Origin of the sequence: Streptomyces sp. AF1A, from assembly GCF_047340315.1 — a bacterium.
Classification (GTDB): domain Bacteria; phylum Actinomycetota; class Actinomycetes; order Streptomycetales; family Streptomycetaceae; genus Streptomyces.
This window is the reverse complement of record NZ_JBLEBI010000068.1, coordinates 1-16,881: the sequence shown is the minus strand read 5'-3', so window position 1 is coordinate 16,881 and position 16,881 is coordinate 1. Positions and strand designations below refer to the sequence as shown.

Below are 16,881 nucleotides of genomic sequence, written 5' to 3'. Positions count from 1 at the left end.
GGCTCAGTCCGCCGGCGGCAGCTCGCCGGAGCCGCGCGTGATCAGGCGGGTCGGCAGCTCGATCCGCTCCGGCGCGACGAGGGTGCCGTCGAGCTGGCGGAACAGGCGCTCGGCGGCGGTACGGCCGAGGGCGGCCGAGTCCTGGGCGACGACCGTGACGCCCGGCTTCAGCAGATCGGCCAGCTCGATGTCGTCGAAGCCGACCAGGGCCACCTGGCGGGACTGCTCGGCGAGGACCCGGATCACGGTGACCGTCACCCGGTTGTTGCCCGCGAAGATCGCGGTGACGGGCTCGGGCCCGGACAGCATCTCCTGCGCCGCCCGACGCACCCGCTCGGGATTCGTGGCACCGAGGGACATCCAGCGCGCGTCGACCGGTATCCCCGCGTCCTCCATGGCCGCCCGGTAGCCGCGCAGCCGCTCCGCCGCGGTGTGGATGCGGGGCATGTCGCCGATGAAGCCGATCCGGCGGTGGCCGTGGGCGATCAGGTGGGCGACGCCGTCGCGGGCACCGCCGTAGTTGTCGGACAGCACCACGTCGGCGTCGATCCGGCCGGCCGGGCGGTCCACGAACACGGTCGCCACGCCCGCCCGGATCTCCGGCTCCAGGTAGCGGTGGTCGTCCCCGGCCGGGATCACCACCAGACCGTCGACCCGCCGTGCGCACAGCGCCAGCGCCAGCTCCTGCTCCCGCTCCGGGTCCTCCGCGCTGGAGCCGTTGATCAGCAGGGCGCCGTGGGAGCGGGCGACCTCCTCGACGGCGCGGCTGAGCGGTCCGTAGAACGGGTCGGCGAGGTCCTCCAGGACCAGGCCGATGCTCGCCGTGCGGCCCTTGCGCAGCACCCGCGCGCTGTCGTTGCGGCGGAAGCCGAGGGCCTCGATCGCCTCCTGCACCCGGCGCTCGGTGTCCGGGGTGACCCCGGGCTCGCCGTTGACCACCCGGGACACCGTCTTCAGGCCCACCCCGGCCCGCGCCGCCACGTCCTTCATGGTCGGGCGGTTGCCGTACCGGTTCCCGGTGAGCCGGTCTGCGCGGCGGGTGGTCTCGGGCACGATGGGCTGTCCTGTCTCTCGTCCGTCTCACTCCACCTTCCGACGCATTCGCGGCGGGCGCGTCGGGAGGAGGAGCGAAGATCCCTGGTTACGTATGAGGATGTGGCGTCGAGCATAGAGCCTGGACAACGTTGTCAGATGCGCGAGAGACTGTCCAGCGCTGTCTCCGGCCCGCGCCCCCACCGCTCGTCCGGCCCTGCCCTGCCCTCTGTTTTCCACTGTTTTCCACGCTTCAACGGGGAGATCCGACACTCATGCACACCGACCTCGTGGCAGCCCTGGACATCGGCGGCACCAAGATCGCCGGCGGCCTGGTGGACGGCCGTGGACGGATCCTGGCGAGGGCGCAGCGCGGCACTCCGGCCCAGGAGGACGGCGAAACGGTCATGCGCGCCGTGGAGGCGGTGCTCGGCGACCTCACCGGGTCGCCTCTGTGGGGACGCGCCGCATCCCTCGGCATCGGCAGCGCGGGCCCGGTGGACGCCTCCACGGGCACCGTCAGCCCGGTGAACGTGCCGGGCTGGCGGGACTTCCCGCTGGTCGAGCGGGTGCGCGCGGCGGCCGGGGGCCTGCCGGTCGAACTGATCGGCGACGGCGTCGCGATCACGGCCGCCGAGCACTGGCAGGGCGCCGCCCGTGGCCACGACAACGCGCTGTGCATGGTGGTGTCGACCGGCGTCGGCGGCGGCCTGGTCCTGAACGGGCAGCTGCACCCCGGCCCGACCGGGAACGCCGGGCACATCGGCCACATCAGCGTCGACCTCGACGGCGACCTGTGCCCCTGCGGCTCGCGCGGCTGTGTGGAGCGCATCGCCAGCGGCCCCAACATCGCCCGCCGCGCCCTGGAGGAGGGCTGGCGGCCGGGGCCGGACGGCGACACCTCGGCCGCCGCGGTGGCCGAGGCCGCCCGGGCGGGGGACCCGGTCGCCGTGGCCTCGTTCGAGCGGGCCGCGCAGGCGCTGGCCGCCGGTATCGCGGCCACCGCGACCCTGGTCGAGATCGACATCGCGGTGATCGGGGGCGGTGTCGGCAAGGCGGGCGACATCCTCTTCGCGCCCCTGCGCAAGGCGCTCACCGACTACGCGACCCTGTCCTTCGTGCAGCGGCTGACGGTCGTGCCCGCGCAGATGGGCACCGACGCGGGCCTGGTCGGCGCCGCCGCGGCCGCGCTGGCCCGCAGGCCGGACGCGACCGCGGCGAGCCGGTAGGTCAGCAGCCGAGCCGCGCGTCCGCCCAGTCCGCGTGGTCGGAGTCGATCCCGTCGCCGCCGTCGGTGACGACGAGCCGGACCACCTGGGCGCCGGTGACGTCGGCGGTGACCGGCTGGGCGGGCATCGCGTTGGTCAGCACGCCGGTCGAGGCGACCTTCGTGCCGTCCGCCCAGATCTCGAAGGCGACGGTGCCCTTCGCGCCCTTCTCGTCGTCCACGCCGACCTCCGCGGTGACCTTCTCGCAGGACCCGCCGGTGTAGAAGGAGATGTCGCTCGGGGCGTGCGCGCCGAGCCCCTTGGCGTACCGCACCCCGCCGATGGTGATCGGATGGCCGTCGCCCGCGGCGCTCTCCCCGTTGCTGGTGTCACGTTCCACCGGGCCCCAGCCGCCGGTCGCCGACAGCCACGGCAGATCGCTCAGGTACGACGTCCCGGAGGGCGGCGGCACGACGACCGTCGCGGTGACGGGGAGGACCGTGGTGACCCGCTGCCCGGACGGCGAGCGGTAACGCACCTCGAGCGTGAGGCCGTACGAGCCGGTCGCGGCCCCGCCCGGGGCGGTCACGCGCCAGGTGGTGCGCAGGGTCCTGCCCGTGGCGAGGGCGGCGGCCGTGGTCGCCGAAGCGGGCCGCACGCTCCACCCGTCGGGCCCGGTCAGCGACACGGACACGCGGCGCGCGGGCGTGCGGCCCAGGTCGGTGACCGTGCCGGTCAGCGTGACCGGGGTGCCCGCCTCCAGCAACGGGCTGCCCTCCAGGCCGAGTTCGGCGGCCGGCGGGTGGGCGGCCCAGTGCGGGCCGGCCGACACGCGCAGCATGACCGTGCCATGGGCCGGGACGGTGGCCGCGATGGTGCCGGCCGTGTTGTAGCTGCGGTGCTGCCACAGGTCCCGCAGGATGTAGGCGTCGGCGTCGGGCAGGCCCACGGCGCTCGCGGTGGTGGCGATGCGCTGGGCGGTGCCGGACTCGTTGAACAGGGCGACCGCGCGGCTGCCGTCCTGCATCTGCTTGGCGATCACCCAGCGTCCGTCCGCCGAGGAGACGACCGTGCCCTGCTTGCCGAGCGGGTCCTGGTCGACGGCGATGACCTCCTTGTTGCCGAGGATGTCGAGGGTCGCCTGGGAGGCCTTGCGCAGGTCGGTGCCGATGAGCAGGGGGGCGGCCATGACCGACCAGAGGGAGAAGTGCGAGCGGTACTCGGTGTCCGTCATGCCGCCGTTGCCGACCTCGAGCATGTCGGGGTCGTTCCAGTGGCCGGGTCCGGCGTACGGGGCGAGCGGGAGGTTCCGCTTCAGGATCGACAGCATGGAGGACCAGCTGTCGCTGATGTCACCCGTGGTCCGCCACAGGTGGCCGACGTCCGCGGCCCACTCCCAGGGTCTGTTCTCGCCCCATTCGCAGATGCTGTACACGATGGGCCGCCCGGTCGCCTTCAGTGCGTCGCGCATGGTGGTGTAGCGCTGCTTGGCGTCCACGCCCTGGTTGTTGCAGTTGTCGTATTTCAGGTAGTCGACACCCCAGTCGGCGAACTGCTGGGCGTCGCTGTACTCGTGGCCGAGGGCGCCGGGGAAGCCCGCGCTGTTGCACGTCTTGGTGCCGGCGCTGGTGTAGATGCCGAGCTTGAGCCCCTTGGCGTGGACGTAGTCGGCAACCGCCTTGATGCCGTGGGGGAAACGGACGGGGTCGGGTACGAGCCTGCCGTTCTGGTCCCGGTCGGGCAGGGCCCAGCAGTCGTCCAGGTTGACGTACCGGTAGCCCGCGTCCTTCAGGCCCTTCGCCACGAAGAGGTCCGCGATGCCCTCGACCATGGCCTCGTTGAAGTCGGCGCGGCAGTGCGTGGAGTTCCAGTTGTTGAACCCCATCGGCGGGGTCAGGGCGAGGCCGTCGGCCAGGGCGGGGGCATCGGCCGCCCGCCGGTCCGCGGCGACCGCCGGGGCGGCCGCCGAGATCGTGAGCACCATGGCCGTGAGCGCGTAGACCAGTCTTCGCCGGGTTGTGCGGGTGTGAGGGTGACGCATCGTCGACGTTCCTCCCGACTCGCGAAAGGTGGGATGACGGCATGCCGGACCACGCCCGGCATGTACGTGTCATCGGTGCGCGATTACGGTAGGACGTGTCCGAGTCTGTTGGAAGGGGTGTGGCTCTGTCGCTCAATATGCCGTCAGGACTCTTGACAGCCCGCGCATTTCGCGGGCGTAGCGTTCGGAAGTGTTCGGTTCGGGTGGCCGCGCGGTGACGCCGACCCAGCTCACCGGAACTCGTGCACGACCTCGATCCGGCCCACGACGTGCGCGTTGAACTCGGGCAACTCCTCGCCGGCACCCACAGTTCGAGGATCGTCCCACCGCCGGCCCGCTGGACCGGGCAGCGGCAGAGGAACTCCGCGTCGACCTCGAAGCGCGTCACGGAACCGGCGCCGTCGTGCTTGGCGTTCCAGTCCCGGGCGATGCGGACCGCGTAGTCCTCGGCGAGACCGGATAGGGGATCGGCTGTTCCGGCCGCCCGCGGACGCCGCCGTGACCCCTGGACGCTTCGGCAGTTGATCAGCGCATGAAGAAGCGCAGCATCCTCGCCCTCGCGACCCTCGCCACCGGATTCGTGGTGGCCGCCGTCACCCCGTCCCACGCGGCCGGCAGCGGCTCCCTCGACGACCTCCACGTCTCCGACACCCTCCACACGGCCGGCGACCTCGTCGGCCAGGACGCCCCGGCCCCCGCCGACGAGGGTCCCCTCGGCCGGCAGTAGCCCCGGCCGCATGCCGTGCCGGTGCCCCACCGCAAGGGCACCGGCACGCTTCGTGACGGCGCCCTCACCGCGGCGGTGTTTCCGTGGCAGGGTGGAGCGGGCAAGCCTCTGGGGGCCAACACAAGAGGGGGAGTCCGTGACCGTCGTCTGGATCAACGGCGCTTTCGGTGCGGGGAAGACCACGACCGCACGGGAACTGATCGAGCTGATCCCGCACAGCACGCTCTTCGACCCCGAGGTCATCGGCGGGGCGCTCACGCACCTGCTGCCGCCCAAACGCCTCGCCGAGGTCGGCGACTTCCAGGACCTGCCGATCTGGCGCCGGCTCGTGGTGGACACGGCGGCCGCGATGCTCGCCGAGCTGGGCGGCGTCCTCGTCGTGCCGATGACCCTGCTGCGCCAGGAGTACCGCGACGAGATCTTCGGCGGCCTCGCCGCCCGCCGGATCACCGTACGACACCTGCTCCTCGCCCCGGCGGAAACGATCCTGCGCACCCGCATAGCCGGGCGCGAGGTGCCCCCGGACCTGCCGGACGGCGACATGCGGGTCCGGCAGTGGTCGTACGACCACATCGAGCCCTACCGCGCCGCCCTCGCCTCCTGGCTCACCGCCGACGCGCACCTCGTCGACACCAGCGCGCTGACTCCGTACGAGACCGCCGTACGCATCGCGGAGGCGGTCGCCCGCGGTGCGGTTCCCCCCTGCGACATCGTGCAGACCCCCGAGCCCACCGCCGAGACGCTCGCCGCGGGCGTCCTCCTGTTCGACGAGCAGGACCGGGTGCTGCTGGTGGACCCCACCTACAAGCCGGGCTGGGAGTTCCCCGGCGGTGTCGTGGAGCGGGGCGAGGCCCCGGCCCGCGCGGGGATGCGGGAGGTCGCCGAGGAGACCGGGATACGGCTGCGGGAGGTGCCCCGCCTGCTCGTCGTGGACTGGGAGCGGCCCGTGCCGCCCGGCTTCGGCGGGCTCCGGCTGCTGTTCGACGGCGGCCGGCTGGAGTCCGGCGAGGCGTCCCGGGTGCTGCTGCCGGGGCCTGAGCTGCGGGCGTGGCGGTTCGCGAGCGAGCAGGAGGCGGCCGGGATGCTTCCGCCGGTGCGCTACGAGCGTCTGCGCTGGGCGCTGCGCGCGCGGGAGCGCGGCACGGCCCTCTACCTGGAGGCCGGCGTGCCGGTCGGCTGACCCGTTCGGTCAGGCTCCGGCGGTCGCCGCCCGGAGCGCGGCGCGGGCGCCGTGCAGGACCGGGGCGCCGTGGCCGAAGCAGGCCACGTCGGCGTCGAGCCGCGCCAACCTGGACAGGGAGGCCAGGAGCCGGGGCCGGTCCAGGTTGAACACGCCCGGCACGACCGTACCGTCGGCCGGCGAGGCCGCCACCGTGTCCCCGGTGAACAGCACGCCCTCGGCGGGCAGGAACAGCGCGATGCTGCCGTCCGTGTGCCCCGGGACGTGCAGCACCTGCGCGCCGCCACCGAAGCTGAGCACGTCACCGTCCGCCAGTTCCGTGACCGACGGCGGCGGCAGCGGCCGTCCCCGGGGCAGGTGCCCGGCCACCGCCGCGTGGACCGGCAGCTCCCACTCCTCGAACCGCGGGGGCGGGCCCGGCAGTTCACCCCGTACGAACGGGGCGTCCAGACGGTGGGCCAGCACCTCGGCGCCGGACAGCGCCGCGAACTCGCCCGCGCCGCCCGCGTGGTCCTCGTGGAAGTGGGTCAGCACGATCCGCCGTACGTCCCGCGGCGCATGCCCCAGCCCCCGCACCGCCTCGGCGATGGCCGGGCCGGCGCCGATCAGGCCCGCGTCGACGAGCGTCAACGCGTCGTCGTCGCGCCAGAGGTACGCCTGGCCGACCGGGAAGCGCAGCAGGTGCAGGCGGGGGAGCAGTCCGAGCACGTCCATGCACCGACCCTAGGCGGGAGCCCCGCGCACGGGCGAGGCGCTCTGCCGCGAGCAGAAGGGGCGGGCCCGCCCTGGTGCACAGGGCGGGCCCGGCCGGCGGGCCTAGCCCGCCGCGTAGTTGCTCAGGAACAGCGCCTCGGCGACCGACAGCCGCTCCAGCTCCTCGGGGGAGACGCTCTCGTCGACCGCGTGGATCTGCGCCTCCGGCTCGCTCAGACCGATCAGCAGGATCTCCGCCCGCGGGTAGAGGCTGGCGAGGGTGTTGCACAGCGGGATCGAGCCGCCCTGGCCGGCGTACTGCATCGTCTCGCCCGGGTAGGCCACCGCCATCGCGTCGGCCATCGCCCGGTAGGCCGGGCTGGTGGTGTCGGCGCGGAAGGGCTGGCCCTGGCCGACCTGCTCGACGGTGACGCGGGCGCCCCACGGGGTGTGCGCCCGCACGTGCGCCTCGAGCAGCTTGGTCGCCTCCGCCGCGTCCACGCCCGGCGGCACCCGCAGGCTGATCAGGGCGCGGGCGCCGGCCTGTACCGAGGGGGTGGCGCCGACGACCGGAGGGCAGTCGATGCCGAGGACGGTGACCGCCGGGCGGGCCCAGATCCGGTCGGCGACCGAGCCGTCGCCGATCAGCTCGACGCCCTCCAGCACCTTGGCGTCCGCGCGGAACTGCTCCTCGGCGTACTCCAGGCCGTCCCACGTCGCCGTCGCGTCGAGCCCGTCGACCGTCGTGGAGCCGTCCTCGGCGCGCAGCGAGTCCAGGACGCGGATGAGCGCGGCCAGCGCGTCCGGGGCGGCGCCGCCGAACTGGCCGGAGTGCAGGTTGCCCGCGAGGGTGTCCATGCGGACCCGGAGCAGGGTCATGCCGCGCAGGGTCGTGGTCACGGTGGGCAGGCCCACGCGGAAATTGCCGGTGTCGCCGATCACGATGGTGTCGGCCGCGAGCAGGTCCGGGTGCTCCTCGGCGTACCGCTCCAGGCCGCCGGTGCCCTGCTCCTCCGAGCCCTCCACGATCACCTTGACGTGGACCGGGACGCCGCCGTTCGCCTTCAGCGCGCGCAGCGCGAGCAGGTGCATGATGAGGCCGCCCTTGCAGTCGGCGGTCCCGCGGCCGTACCAGCGGCCCGCGCGCTCGGTCAGCTCGAACGGCGGGGTGGTCCAGGCGGCCTCGTCGAGCGGCGGCTGGACGTCGTAGTGCGCGTAGAGAAGTACCGTTTTGGCGCCCTCCGGGCCCGGCAGGTGGCCGTACACCGACTGCGTGCCGTCGGGGGTGTCGAGCAGGGCGACGTCCTCGAAGCCCTCGGCGCGCAGCGCGTCGGCGATCCAGTTCGCGGCGGCCTCGCTCTCGCTCTTCGGGAACTGCTCGAAGTCCGCCACCGACTTGAAGGCGACGAGCTCGGTCAGCTCGGCCTTCGCGCGGGGCAGCAGCGAGGCGACGGTCTCGGCGACCGGATTCGACGACATGGGCACGCTCCTCGTGGGTGCGACGTTGAACGCCTGGTGGACCGATCCTCCCACAGCGGCCTGCGACGACGGCCGCCGTAGGATGCGGGATACATCGGGTTACCTCCTGCTCGCGCGATGTCGCGGGCCGGGGGAGCGGCAGCGGCTTGATCGGAGCAGTAGACCATCGTGAGCGGCGAGAACTCTTCGGCGGACGACGTGCAGCGGGTGTGGGACGTCGTCGTGGTGGGCGCGGGACCCGCGGGGGCCTCGGCCGCCTACGCGGCGGCGGTCGCGGGGCGGCGCGTGCTGCTGCTGGAGAAGGCCGAGTTGCCCCGCTACAAAACCTGCGGCGGCGGCATCATCGGACCCTCGAGGGACGCCCTGCCGCCGGGCTTCGAGCTGCCCTTCCGTGACCGGGTGCACGCGGTCACGTTCTCGAACAACGGGCGCTTCACCCGCACCCGCCGCTCCAAGCGGATGCTGTTCGGGCTGATCAACCGGCCCGAGTTCGACCAGCAGCTGGTCGAGCACGCCCAGAAGGCGGGCGCCGAGCTGCGCACGGGCGTCACGGTGCAGCGGGTCGAGCAGCACGGGGCGGCCGTGCCGGACCGGCGCACGGTCGCCGTCGTCCTGCAGGGCGGGGAGACCGTGCTGGCCCGTGCGGTCGTCGGCGCGGACGGCAGCGCCAGCCGGATAGGGGCGCACGTCGGGGTGAAGCTGGACCAGGTGGACCTCGGGCTGGAGGCGGAGATCCCGGTCCCGGACCCGGTCGCCGAGGACTGGAAGGGGCGCGTCCTCATCGACTGGGGCCCGATGCCCGGGAGTTACGGCTGGGTGTTCCCGAAGGGCAACACGCTGACGGTCGGCGTGATCTCGGCGCGGGGTGAAGGCGCGGCCACGAAGCGTTACTTGGAGGACTTCGTGGCCCGGCTGGGTCTGTCCGGCTTCGAGCCGGCCATCTCGTCCGGGCACCTGACCCGCTGCCGGGCCGACGACTCGCCGCTCTCGCGCGGCCGGGTCCTGGTGTGCGGCGACGCGGCCGGGCTGCTCGAGCCGTGGACCCGCGAGGGCATCTCCTTCGCGCTGCGCTCGGGCCGGCTGGCGGGGGAGTGGGCGGTGCGGATCGCGGAGGCGCACGACGCGGTGGACACCCGGCGTCAGGCCCTGAACTACGCGTTCGCGATCAAGGCGGGGCTCGGCGTCGAGATGAGCGTCGGCAAGCGCATGCTCGCGGTCTTCGAGAAGCGGCCCGGCCTCTTCCACGCCGCCCTCACGGGCTTCCGCCCGGCCTGGAATGCGTTCAGGGACATCACCCAGGGCTCGACCTCCCTCGGCGAACTCGTCCGCTCCCACCCGATCGCCCAGCGCGCCCTCACCGCACTGGACCGGGGCCCGGCTGCTCCGGTGGACGATCCGACCGGATCCTGACCGCCGGCCCGGGGCCGCCCGGGCTGGTGGCGCCGGGATGCCGGTCCGGGGTCACCGGCGCGGCCGTGCGGCCGCTGAGGGTGCGGGCCTGGCGCTCATGGGAACCGGTGGCGGTGACCGTAGCGCCCGGGGCTGACCGGACCGGGCGGTACCGTCGTCGCACCCGGTCCCCGACCGGACCCGGGTGTGCGTCAGTCGGCGACCGTGATCCGGAACACCGGGTGGTCCGGTGCGGCGGCCAGGAGCTCTTCGTCGGAGGACGTCGCGGTGACGCCCTTGAAGTAGTCCTTGACCTCCCAGCCCCACCGCTCCAGGTAGGTCCGCAGCACGGCGACCTTCTCCGCGTCGGGCAGCTCCTGCGCGGTGAAGGTGCGCACCTTGCGGCCCACGCGCAGTTCGCCGCCGCCGGCCGCCCGCATGTTGCGCACCCACTGCGCGTGACCGCGCACCGAGACCAGGTACTGCGCGCCCTCGTAGGTGTGCGGGTTGACCGGGACCCGTTGCATCTGGCCGCTCTTGCGGCCGCGCACCGACAGCTCGGCCGAGCCGGCGAGGCTGAGCCCGTGCCGGGCGAGCCACCCGATCACGCTGTTCATGCGCACGGACATCGGGCTGCCCTTGAGGTAGTACGGCGAAGACGACGACATGGGAACCCCCACAGTTTGGGAGAGCGGTGCTCTCGCTCGACTCCAGTGTGGGGCAGAGAGGTGCTCCAGAGCAAGAGCAGTGCTCTCTTTTGTGTGCACTGCTCTGACACGTGGCACACTGCTGGTATGAGCACCGCACAGGGCGCCCGCGCGCGGGCCAGGATCGAAGTCACCGCGGCCATCAAGGAAGAGGCGCGCAGACAGCTGGCGAAGGACGGGGCGGCCAAGCTGTCGCTGCGGGCCGTCGCGCGCGAGCTGGGCATGGTGTCCTCGGCCCTGTACCGCTACTTCCCCAACCGCGACGAGCTGCTGACCGCCCTGATCATCGACGCCTACGACTCCCTCGGCGAGGCGGCCGAGCGGGCCCGGGACGGCGCCGCCGACGCCTCACCCGTGGCCCGCTGGACGGCGGTGTGCGAGGCGGTGCGCGACTGGGCGCTCGCTCATCCGCACGAGTACGCGCTGATCTACGGCTCGCCCGTGCCCGGCTACGCCGCCCCCGAGACGACCATCCCGGCCGCCGCCCGCGTCGGCCTCGTCTTCATCGGCATCGTCCGGGACGTGCACCAGGGTCCGGGCCTCGCCGACCTGCCCCTGCCCTCGCCCGCCGCGCTGCGCCCCGAGGGCGAGCGGATGGCGGCGGACTTCGCCCCCGGGCTGCCGCCCGAGGCGATCACCGCGCTGGTGGCGGCCTGGGCGCAGCTGTTCGGGCTGGTGAGCTTCGAATTGTTCGGGCAGTTCCACAAGGTCGTCGAGGACCGGGAGACCTTCTTCCGGCACGCGGTCGCGGTGCTGGCGCACGGCGTGGGGCTCCGCTAGCTCTCCCGCGACTGCGAAAGCTCCCCCGCGACGGCGAAGAGCCTGCCGTGGGGGCGTACCTCCCCGGCAGGTCCCGAAGGCGTCGTACTACCCCGGGAGTACGGCTGATCACCTCACCCGACCGATGCCACCGCGTCCGCCCGCCGTCTAGCGTGGCCTGCATGGAAGAGCAGCGCGCCCCCGGGCACCGGTGGCCGTACGGGCCGCCGTGGCGGAGCGCCCCGGGCGGGGCGGAGCCCGGGCGCTCCGGCCTGCCCTGGCGCTCGACACTGCTGCTCACTCTGTTCGTGCTGGTCGGCTCGCGCTTCTCCGCACACGGCCAGCCCCATCGCGTGCCCCTCGACGGCTCCGCGCACGCGCTGCTGCTCCTCGCGTGCGTCCCGCTGCTGTGGCGGTACCGCCATCCCGTGGCCGTCCCCTTCGTCACCGCGACGGCGGCCCTCGTCTACCTGGCCGCGGGCTACCCCTACGGTCCGGTCTACCTGGCCGTCGCGGTCGGCTGCCTCAGCGCGGTCGTCGCCGGGCACCGGCGTGCCGCCTGGGCGTCGGTCGGCCTGCTGTGGGCCGGACACGCCCTGGTCGCCCTCTGGCTCTACCGCTGGCTTCCGCCCGCGGGGGACAAGGGTGCCGACCTCACCCAGGAGATCGTCATCGCCACCTGGGTGCTGGCCGTCCTCGCCGTGGCCGAACTGGCCCGGGTGCGGCGCGAGCAGTGGGCCCGGGAACGCGCGGACCGGGCGCAGGCGGCGCGTCGGCGTGCGGACGAGGAACGGCTGCGGATCGCCCGGGAGCTGCACGACGTCCTCGCGCACAGCATCTCCGTCATCAATGTCCAGGCCGGCATGGGCCTCGCCCTGCTCGACAGCGACCCGGAGCAGGCCCGGACCGCGCTCACCACCATCAAGGCCGCCAGCAAGGAGGCGCTCGGTGAGGTCCGTCAGGTCCTCGACACCCTGCGCGCCCCGGGCGCCGCGCCGCGCGCCCCCGCCCCCGGCCTGGACCGGCTGCCGGAGCTGGTGGAGCAGGCGGCGGCGGCCGGACTGACCGTCGCCGTGGACGGCGAGCCGCCGCGCCTGCCGCCCGGCACCGACCTGGCGGCCTTCCGCATCGTGCAGGAGGCCCTCACCAATGTCGTACGGCATTCCGGCTCACGGCACGCGCGCGTGCACTTCGCCGACGGTGACGGCATGCTGCGGCTGCGGATCGACGACGACGGGCCGGCGACCGGCGCGGAGGCGGGCGGCAGCGGGAACGGGCTGGCCGGCATGCGGGAGCGGGCGGTCGCGCTGGGCGGCACCATCGAGGCCGGCCCGCGGTCCGACGGCGGCTTCCGGGTGCTCGCCGTACTGCCGTTGCACACGAGGGAGGACGAGTGATCCGGGTACTGCTCGCGGACGACCAGTCGTTGGTGCGGGCCGGCTTCAGGGCGCTGCTCGACGCGCAGCCGGACATCGAGGTGGCCGGCGAGGCGGCCGACGGGGAGGAGGCCGCGCGCCTGGCGCGCGAACTGCGGCCGGACGTCGTCCTCATGGACATCCGCATGCCCCTGCTGGACGGCCTCGCCGCGACCCGCAGGATCATCGGGAGCGCGGAGTGGGCGGACGTGAAGGTGGTCATGCTCACCACCTTCGAACTGGACGAGTACGTCTTCGAGGCGATCCGCGCGGGCGCCTCCGGATTCCTGGTGAAGGACACCGAGCCGGAGGAGCTGGTGCGCGCGGTGCGGGCGGTGGTGCAGGGCGACGCGCTGCTGTCCCCGGGTGTCACGCGCCGGCTGATCGCCGAGTTCGCGGCACGGTCCAAGGAGCCCGCGGCGGCCGACGCGCTCGCCCGGCTCACCGAGCGGGAACGGGAGGTCATGGCGCTGGTCGGCATCGGCCTGTCCAACGAGGAGATCGCCCGCCGTCTGGTGGTCAGCCCGCTCACGGCCAAGACACACGTCAGCCGCACCATGGTCAAGCTGGGCGCGCGCGACCGCGCCCAACTCGTCGTGCTGGCCTACGAGTCGGGATTGGTCCGGCCGGGCTGGCTGGGCTGACCCCGCCGGCGGAACCGCACCAGCACGCTCACGACCCGGGTCGCGAACAGGACCAGCGCCAGCACGAGGCCGAGGCGGCGCAGCGCCGTGGCCGCCGCGTGCGGCAGGTCGAAGAGCAGCGCGGGCCCGGCCACGGCCCCGAACAGCACCGCGGCCGCGAACACGCCACTGGCCAGCGCGTACCCGATCTCCACCGTCGCCGCGTCCTGTTCGGCCCTGGTGCGGCGCCGCCGCCCCCCGTGTGCGTCCATCGCGCCAGCCTCACAGGCGCGCGCCCGGCGGAGCAAGCGACTGCGCCGGGCGCGCGAGGACGTGTCCCCGGTCCGTCACTGGCGGCTCACCACCGCCACACCCCGTCGGTTCGGGCCTCAGTCGCGCACCGCGACGCGCTCCGCTGATGCCTCCGTGGCGGCGGACCCGGCGACCACCAGGGACTGCCGGGTACGACGGCCGCGCAGACCCGTGACGGTGATCAGCAGCCCGGCCAGCGCGACGCCGGTGACCACCAGGAAGCCCGGCCGGTAGCTGTCGAGGACGGCCTGTGGGGCGGGGTGCGCGGGGGCGTTCGCCGTCACCACCGCGGTCACCACCGCCAGGAAGATCGCGCCGCCCACCTGCACCGACGTGTTGAGCAGTCCGGAGACCATGCCCTGCTCGTGGTCGTCGACCCCGCTGGTGGCCTGGATGTTGAGGGACGGGAAGACCAGCGCGCAGGCCGCGCCGATCAGCAGCATCGACGGCAGGACGACGGCCGCGTAGACCGGGTTCAGGTCGACGCGCAGGAACAGCGCGTACCCGAGGACCATCAGTGCGAAGCCGGTCGCGATCAGCCGTGGGGTGCCGAACCGGTCGACGATCGCGCCGACCTTGGTCGAGGACACCGCCACCAGCGCGCCCGCGGGCAGGAACGCGAGCGCCGTGTGCAGGGCGGACCAGCCGAGCAGGGACTGCATGTACAGCGTCGTCAGGAACTGGAAGCCGACGTACGACCCGAAGAAGGCGACCGCGCCGAACTGCGCGCGCACCTGGCTGCCCGAGCGCAGCACGCCCAGCCGGATCAGCGGGCTCGGTGAACGCCGTTCGACCAGGACGAAGGCGGTCAGCATGACCACCACCGCCAGGAAGGACAGCAGGGTGCGGGGCGAGGCCCAGCCGGCCCCGGGCGCCTGGACGACGGTGAAGACCAGCAACAGCATGGAGAGGGTGCCGAGGACGGCGCCGGGAACGTCGTAGCCGTCGTGGTTCTCCTCGCGGGCGCTGCGCGGCAGCAGCCTGAGCCCGGCGGCGAGGGCGACGAGGGCGATCGGCGCGGGCAGCAGCATGGTGAAGCGCCAGCTGACCTCGGTCAGCAGACCGGACAGCACCAGGCCCATCGAGAAGCCGGTGGCGGCGCAGGTGGTGTAGATGGACAGGGCGCGGTTGCGCAGCGGGCCCTCGGGAAACGTCGTGGTGATGATCGACAGGCCCGCCGGCGCCGTGAAGGCCGCGCTCAGGCCCTTGACGAACCGGCTGGCGATCAGCAGCGGACCCGAGTCCACGAGCCCGCCGAGCAGCGAGGCGAGCGCGAAGACGCCGAGCGCGACGAGGAACACCTGGCGCCGGCCGAGCAGGTCGGCGGTGCGGCCGCCGAGCAGGAGCAGGCCGCCGTAGCCGAGGATGTAGCCGCTGACGATCCACTGCAGCGTCGACGTGGACAGGTGCAGGTCCGAGCCGATGGACGGCAGCGCGACGCCGACCATCGACACGTCGAGCGCGTCCAGGAACATCGCGGCGCACAGCACCAGCAGAGTGCCCCACAACCGGGGGGTCCAGCGGACGGCCGAGGAGGGGGCCGCGGAGGCCGTGAGTGGAGAGGTCATGCCGACGAGACTACATGCATATGCACGCAATGCACGTGCATTTAATTTACGTGCAATAAATTCGCTCGTCTGCTACGGTGCGCTCATGGCGGCGAAGAAGGCCGAGCAGGCACTTGTGGAGCAGTGGCGGGACATCCTGGCCCTGCACGCCCGCACCCAGTGCGAACTGGACCGGACCCTGCATGGCCACGGCCTGTGCGCCAGCGACTTCGAGGTCCTCGACCTGCTGGCCGAGGGCGCGGCGGCGGAGGGCGGCTGCGCCTACCGGGTCCAGGAGATCTCCGAGCGGGTCCACCTCAGCCAGAGCGCGCTGTCCCGGCTCATCGGCCGCCTGGAGAAGGACGGCCTCGTCGAGCGGGCCATGTGCGCGGAGGACCGGCGGGGCGTTCGGGTGGCCCTCACGGCGAAGGGCCGCGCGCTGCACGGCGAGGTACGCCCGGTGCAGCGCGCGGTGCTGGCCAGAATGCTGGCCGACGGCGACTGAGCGGCCGTCAGATGCCGGAGGTCTCCCGCCACAGGGTGGCGAGTGAGCGGTCGCCGGTCACCTGCGGCACGGGGGCGCGGTTCCACAGCGCCAGGTACAACTGGTCGGCGGGTCCGGACAGTTCGGCGTCGGCCGCACCGGGCGCCGCGCGCACCGTCGCCGGCGGCGCCTCCGCGGTGAGCCGTACGGTCCACACCGCCTCGGGGCCCGCGTCCACCGCGCGCACCCTCAGCACGCGCGGCTCCCGGGTGCGCACCCGGCTCCGGGAGCGGGCGTGGAACCCCCGCAGCAGCTCGTCGATGCCGTCCGCCGCGAAGTCCGCCGCGACGGGGGAGGCCGTGCCGCCCCGCGCGGTCTCGGCGTCGTACCGGTGCACGGTCGTCTCGTGCGCCTGCCGCCTCGTCCAGAACGCCAGCGGCGAGGGGCTGGGCGCCGGATGGAAGGTCCAGCACTCCAGGCCGGCGGGGGCGCAGGACAGGGTGTCGACCAGCCGGCGGTGGCTGTCCCGGTACCAGGCGACCAGCTCGCCACCGTCCAAGTCCGGCGGGTCGCCGATGGGCCGTGGCTCGGCGCACCCCTCGGCGACGAAGGCCGTGGCCCACCGGTGCACCGCGCCCGTGTGGCCGAGCAGGTCCCGCACCTGCCATGCGGGGCACGCCGGCACCTTGGCGTCGGTCCCGGCCTGCTCGGCGGCCGCCGCGAGCAATCGGCCCTCGCGGTCCAGGGTCTGAAGGAAGTCGGCAGTCTCCATGGGGTGAGTCTGCCGGACGAGCGGCGCGCGCGGGCACCCGTCTTCGGGGCGGTGGCCGCCGCGCGGGCGCGCGTCAGCCGTTCATCGCCGTCCTCGTCGACACCCCGATGACGGCGGCGACGGCGGCGAGCGCGGCCACGCTCGTGAGCGCGGCCGGCAGGGAGAAGCGGTCGGCCATGAGGCCGATCGCCGGCGGCCCCAGGAGCATGCCGCCGTAGCCGAACGTGGAGGCGAGGGCCACGCCGGACGGGCCGGTCAGGGCCCCAGCCCGCTCCACGGCGACCGGGAAGAGGTTGGCGAGCCCAAGTCCGGTGACGGCGAAGCCGATCAGCGCCGGCCAGAGCGAGGGCGCCAGCGAGCCGAGCAGCATGCCCGCCGCCGCGACGGTACCGCCGGCGACCACGGTGCGGGCCCGGCCGAGGCGCGCCAGCAGCGCCGAGCCGGTGAGCCGTCCGACGGTCATGGCGAGCGCGAAACACGCGTACCCGGCGGCCGCCGTGCCCGCGGAGGCCG

General features: G+C 73.8%; 17 protein-coding genes and 1 pseudogene. 8 read left to right on the top strand and 10 right to left on the bottom strand.

Going from position 1 to position 16,881, the window contains the following annotated elements; translation table 11 throughout:
* Positions 1-3: 3 nt before the first annotated feature.
* A complete protein-coding gene (locus ACLU3S_RS19535) occupies positions 4-1,053 on the bottom strand; it encodes a LacI family DNA-binding transcriptional regulator (protein WP_413953187.1) in 1,050 nt (349 codons plus the stop codon).
* Positions 1,054-1,307: 254 nt separating this feature from the next.
* Between ACLU3S_RS19535 and ACLU3S_RS19530 the strand changes: the two genes are divergently transcribed.
* Positions 1,308-2,261 carry an ROK family protein gene (locus ACLU3S_RS19530; protein WP_413953186.1) on the top strand — a complete coding sequence of 318 codons (954 nt, stop codon included), beginning with the start codon at positions 1,308-1,310 and terminating at the stop codon, positions 2,259-2,261.
* Between the two features lies 1 nt (position 2,262).
* On the opposite strand, the gene ACLU3S_RS19525 is transcribed toward ACLU3S_RS19530, so the two are convergent.
* Together ACLU3S_RS19525 and ACLU3S_RS19520 are read right to left on the bottom strand one after the other, a co-directional pair.
* The gene (locus ACLU3S_RS19525; RefSeq protein WP_413953185.1) at positions 2,263-4,281 is read right to left on the bottom strand and encodes an NPCBM/NEW2 domain-containing protein; all 2,019 of its coding nucleotides are present in this window, start codon (positions 4,279-4,281) and stop codon (positions 2,263-2,265) included.
* Between the two features lie 230 nt (positions 4,282-4,511).
* Positions 4,512-4,761, bottom strand: a pseudogene (locus ACLU3S_RS19520) (hypothetical protein); the annotation flags it as partial.
* 52 nt (positions 4,762-4,813) lie between these two features.
* Here ACLU3S_RS19520 and ACLU3S_RS19515 point away from each other — a divergent pair.
* Positions 4,814-5,008, top strand: a complete 195-nt coding sequence (locus tag ACLU3S_RS19515; RefSeq protein ID WP_413953184.1) for a hypothetical protein — start codon at positions 4,814-4,816, stop codon at positions 5,006-5,008.
* 136 nt (positions 5,009-5,144) lie between these two features.
* A complete protein-coding gene (locus ACLU3S_RS19510; RefSeq protein WP_413953183.1) occupies positions 5,145-6,188 on the top strand; it encodes an NUDIX hydrolase in 1,044 nt (347 codons plus the stop codon).
* A gap of 9 nt (positions 6,189-6,197) precedes the next feature.
* Here the strand turns inward: ACLU3S_RS19510 and ACLU3S_RS19505 are convergent, their stop codons facing one another.
* Together ACLU3S_RS19505 and ACLU3S_RS19500 are read right to left on the bottom strand one after the other, a co-directional pair.
* Positions 6,198-6,902: an MBL fold metallo-hydrolase gene (locus tag ACLU3S_RS19505; RefSeq protein WP_413953182.1), complete on the bottom strand. Its 705-nt coding sequence runs from the start codon at positions 6,900-6,902 to the stop codon at positions 6,198-6,200.
* A gap of 102 nt (positions 6,903-7,004) precedes the next feature.
* Positions 7,005-8,360, bottom strand: coding sequence for a dipeptidase (locus tag ACLU3S_RS19500; RefSeq protein ID WP_413953181.1), 1,356 nt, complete (start codon positions 8,358-8,360; stop codon positions 7,005-7,007).
* 168 nt (positions 8,361-8,528) lie between these two features.
* Here ACLU3S_RS19500 and ACLU3S_RS19495 point away from each other — a divergent pair, with 168 nt between their 5' ends.
* Entirely contained in the window at positions 8,529-9,770 is a 1,242-nt protein-coding gene (locus tag ACLU3S_RS19495) for a geranylgeranyl reductase family protein (RefSeq protein WP_413953180.1), read from the top strand.
* A gap of 191 nt (positions 9,771-9,961) precedes the next feature.
* Here the strand turns inward: ACLU3S_RS19495 and ACLU3S_RS19490 are convergent, their stop codons facing one another.
* Positions 9,962-10,417, bottom strand: a complete 456-nt coding sequence (locus tag ACLU3S_RS19490; protein ID WP_413953179.1) for a nitroreductase family deazaflavin-dependent oxidoreductase — start codon at positions 10,415-10,417, stop codon at positions 9,962-9,964.
* Positions 10,418-10,543: 126 nt separating this feature from the next.
* Between ACLU3S_RS19490 and ACLU3S_RS19485 the strand changes: the two genes are divergently transcribed.
* The 3 genes from ACLU3S_RS19485 (at position 10,544) to ACLU3S_RS19475 (ending at position 13,274) form a co-directional block, all read left to right on the top strand.
* Positions 10,544-11,236 carry a TetR/AcrR family transcriptional regulator gene (locus ACLU3S_RS19485; RefSeq protein WP_413953178.1) on the top strand — a complete coding sequence of 231 codons (693 nt, stop codon included), beginning with the start codon at positions 10,544-10,546 and terminating at the stop codon, positions 11,234-11,236.
* A 152-nt stretch (positions 11,237-11,388) separates the two neighbouring features.
* Positions 11,389-12,612 carry a sensor histidine kinase gene (locus ACLU3S_RS19480; protein WP_413953177.1) on the top strand — a complete coding sequence of 408 codons (1,224 nt, stop codon included), beginning with the start codon at positions 11,389-11,391 and terminating at the stop codon, positions 12,610-12,612.
* Positions 12,609-13,274, top strand: coding sequence for a response regulator (locus tag ACLU3S_RS19475; protein WP_413953176.1), 666 nt, complete (start codon positions 12,609-12,611; stop codon positions 13,272-13,274). The genes ACLU3S_RS19480 and ACLU3S_RS19475 overlap by 4 nt, the downstream gene beginning before the upstream one ends.
* On the opposite strand, the gene ACLU3S_RS19470 is transcribed toward ACLU3S_RS19475, so the two are convergent.
* Both ACLU3S_RS19470 and ACLU3S_RS19465 read right to left on the bottom strand, forming a co-directional pair.
* Positions 13,235-13,525 carry a DUF6332 family protein gene (locus ACLU3S_RS19470; protein WP_413953175.1) on the bottom strand — a complete coding sequence of 97 codons (291 nt, stop codon included), beginning with the start codon at positions 13,523-13,525 and terminating at the stop codon, positions 13,235-13,237. The genes ACLU3S_RS19475 and ACLU3S_RS19470 overlap by 40 nt on opposite strands.
* Positions 13,526-13,642: 117 nt before the next feature.
* Entirely contained in the window at positions 13,643-15,133 is a 1,491-nt protein-coding gene (locus ACLU3S_RS19465; RefSeq protein ID WP_413953174.1) for an MFS transporter, read from the bottom strand.
* An 85-nt stretch (positions 15,134-15,218) separates the two neighbouring features.
* Here ACLU3S_RS19465 and ACLU3S_RS19460 point away from each other — a divergent pair, with 85 nt between their 5' ends.
* Positions 15,219-15,617 carry a MarR family winged helix-turn-helix transcriptional regulator gene (locus ACLU3S_RS19460; RefSeq protein ID WP_413953173.1) on the top strand — a complete coding sequence of 133 codons (399 nt, stop codon included), beginning with the start codon at positions 15,219-15,221 and terminating at the stop codon, positions 15,615-15,617.
* A gap of 7 nt (positions 15,618-15,624) precedes the next feature.
* Here ACLU3S_RS19460 and ACLU3S_RS19455 read toward each other — a convergent pair whose 3' ends face one another.
* The gene (locus tag ACLU3S_RS19455; RefSeq protein WP_413953172.1) at positions 15,625-16,368 is read right to left on the bottom strand and encodes a maleylpyruvate isomerase family mycothiol-dependent enzyme; all 744 of its coding nucleotides are present in this window, start codon (positions 16,366-16,368) and stop codon (positions 15,625-15,627) included.
* Between the two features lie 73 nt (positions 16,369-16,441).
* Positions 16,442-16,881: MFS transporter (locus ACLU3S_RS19450; RefSeq protein WP_413953171.1), on the bottom strand; the 440-nt coding region annotated here is incomplete at its 5' end.

What these genes read in the sequence shown, in the direction of transcription:
- ACLU3S_RS19490 (WP_413953179.1), bottom strand. Translation starts at nt 10,417, where the DNA reads ATGTCGTCGTCTTCGCCGTACTACCTCAAGGGCAGCCCGATGTCCGTG.
- ACLU3S_RS19485 (WP_413953178.1), top strand. Translation starts at nt 10,544, where the DNA reads ATGAGCACCGCACAGGGCGCCCGCGCGCGGGCCAGGATCGAAGTCACC.
- ACLU3S_RS19465 (WP_413953174.1), bottom strand. Translation starts at nt 15,133, where the DNA reads ATGACCTCTCCACTCACGGCCTCCGCGGCCCCCTCCTCGGCCGTCCGC.
- ACLU3S_RS19470 (WP_413953175.1), bottom strand. Translation starts at nt 13,525, where the DNA reads ATGGACGCACACGGGGGGCGGCGGCGCCGCACCAGGGCCGAACAGGAC.
- ACLU3S_RS19500 (WP_413953181.1), bottom strand. Translation starts at nt 8,360, where the DNA reads ATGTCGTCGAATCCGGTCGCCGAGACCGTCGCCTCGCTGCTGCCCCGC.
- ACLU3S_RS19525 (WP_413953185.1), bottom strand. Translation starts at nt 4,281, where the DNA reads ATGCGTCACCCTCACACCCGCACAACCCGGCGAAGACTGGTCTACGCG.
- ACLU3S_RS19505 (WP_413953182.1), bottom strand. Translation starts at nt 6,902, where the DNA reads ATGGACGTGCTCGGACTGCTCCCCCGCCTGCACCTGCTGCGCTTCCCG.
- ACLU3S_RS19455 (WP_413953172.1), bottom strand. Translation starts at nt 16,368, where the DNA reads ATGGAGACTGCCGACTTCCTTCAGACCCTGGACCGCGAGGGCCGATTG.
- ACLU3S_RS19530 (WP_413953186.1), top strand. Translation starts at nt 1,308, where the DNA reads ATGCACACCGACCTCGTGGCAGCCCTGGACATCGGCGGCACCAAGATC.
- ACLU3S_RS19460 (WP_413953173.1), top strand. Translation starts at nt 15,219, where the DNA reads ATGGCGGCGAAGAAGGCCGAGCAGGCACTTGTGGAGCAGTGGCGGGAC.
- ACLU3S_RS19515 (WP_413953184.1), top strand. Translation starts at nt 4,814, where the DNA reads ATGAAGAAGCGCAGCATCCTCGCCCTCGCGACCCTCGCCACCGGATTC.